Raw genomic sequence first — 2,025 nt, forward strand, 5'->3', positions numbered from 1 at the left:
CGCGTCTCGCCGACGCCCTGGCGGTGGCGAGTGCGGTCGACGCCGCGCTGCACGACCTGCTCGCGTTGCAGGGCGGGATTCCGGTGTACGAGTTGGTGGGGGCGCCGCCGCGGCCGGAAGTGCCCACCGCCCGCACGATCGGCATCGTCGAATCCGCAGCCGCAGCGCTCGCCGCGCGCGCCCTGGTCCGGGCCGGGTACGCGGTTCTCAAGCTCAAGCTGGGCTCGGCCGACACCGGCGAAGACATCGCCCGGGTGCGTGCTGTGCGCGCCGCGGCCCCGGACGTGCGGCTGCTGCTGGACCCCAACGGCGCCTGGGACGCGGGCACGGCGACTGACGTGCTCACCGCGCTCAGCCCGCTGGGCATCGACGCCGTCGAACAGCCGGTGCCCGCCGGGAGCCCGGAGGACCTGGTACGGATCGCACAGGCGACCGGGCTGCCGATCATCGCCGACGAGGACGCCGGAACGCTCGCCGACGTCCGATCGCTCCCGGCCGGCCTCGCCGGGATCAACATCAAGCTCGCTGAATGTGGTGGTATCGACGCCGCCCGGCAGCTCGCGACCACGGCGACCGCGGCCGGCATGCACGTCATGCTGGGCTGCCTGGTGGCGAGCTCGCTGGGCATCGCGCCGGCGGTGCATCTGAGCGGGGTGGCCCGATGGATTGACCTCGACGGGCATCTGCTGCTCACCGACGACCCGTGGGACGGGCTCGGCGGCCACGACGGCGTCCTTCGCTGCCCGGACAGCGGCGGGCTCGGTGTCCGGAGGCGGCACTGAGCATGGACATCTTCCGGGTCTTCCGCGCCCTGCCCGTCGCGGTCCGATTGCTGCTGGTCAACCAGCTGGCCGGCAACGTCGGGTTCTACATGCTCATTCCCTTCCTCGCCGATTACCTGCTGGACGACGTCGGGTTGTCGCTAGCCACGGTCGGTGTGGTGCTGGCAGTGCGCAACCTCACCCAGCAGGGCCTGTTCTTGGTCGGCGGGTCGGCCGCCGACCGGCTCGGCGCGCGCGGCGTGATCGTCGTCGGGATCTTGATCCGCGCCGTCGGCTTCGGGCTGTTTGCCGTCGGAGGGTCATTCCTGGTGGTCCTGCTGGCGGCGGCGCTGACCGGGTTCGCCGGCGCGCTGTTCAACCCCGCTGTCCGCGCCTACATCGCCGCGGACTCCGGGCAACGCAGAGCTGAGGCGTTCGCACTGTTCAACGTGTTCGGCAATGTCGGGTCGATGGCGGGGCCGGTGTTGGGGATCTGGCTGATGGGGCTCGGGTTCCGGCCTACCGCGGTCATCGCGGCCGGGATCTTCGCCACCCTCACCATGGCCCAGTTCCTCGTGCTCCCGTCGCGGCGGGCCGAGCCCACGGTGACCAGCGTGATCGGCGACCTTCGCGAGGTCGTGGCCAACCGAGCGTTCTGGGCCTTCGCGCTGGCGCTGGTGGCCATGTTCGCCCTGCAGAGCCAGATCTACTTCATCCTGACCCTGCAGGCCCAGCAGGTATCCGGAACGCGGGCAGCCGCGCCCGCGGTCGCGTCGCTGTTCGTCACCGAGACCGTGGTCAGCATTGCATTCCAGGTGCGCATCACTCGCCGGTTCGCGCGCCACCCCGCGCGCGGGCCGGCGATCGCGTTGGGGCTCGCCGTCATGGGTCTAGCGTTCCTCGTGCCCCCGACCGGCGCCTCGGTCCTCCCCTCCGTGCCCGGCGACGGCCCGCTCGCCGTCGCCACCAGGCTCGCCCCGGTGCTCGTCGCGGCGCTGGTGCTCGCGACCGGGATCATGATCGCCCAGCCGTTCGTCAACGAGCTGATCCCCAGCCTTGGCAGCCGTCGCCTGACCGGGACGTACTTCGGTGCGTTCTACCTACTCGCCGGCCTGGCCACGATCTGTCTGACCCCGCTGGTCGGCGCCGCGATCGCCGCGACGGGCGACGCGCTGGCGTGGGGCCCGGGGCTCATCTGCGCGACCGCGGGGGTTGCGTCGGCGGCAGCGATCCTCCTGCTGCATCGCCGCGGCGGCATCCCGCA

The 2,025-nt window shown here is 72.0% G+C and carries 2 protein-coding genes; both read left to right on the forward strand.

Going from position 1 to position 2,025, the window contains the following annotated elements; genetic code table 11:
* On the forward strand, positions 1-782 hold a 782-nt coding region (locus AB0H36_RS46460), incomplete at its 5' end, for an enolase C-terminal domain-like protein (protein ID WP_360538356.1).
* Positions 783-784: 2 nt separating this feature from the next.
* Positions 785-2,025 (forward strand): MFS transporter (locus AB0H36_RS46465; RefSeq protein ID WP_360538358.1); only part of this gene is annotated, 1,241 nt, incomplete at its 3' end.

It is taken from the genome of Kribbella sp. NPDC050820 (assembly GCF_040653975.1).
In the GTDB taxonomy this organism is placed as follows: Bacteria; Actinomycetota; Actinomycetes; order Propionibacteriales; family Kribbellaceae; genus Kribbella.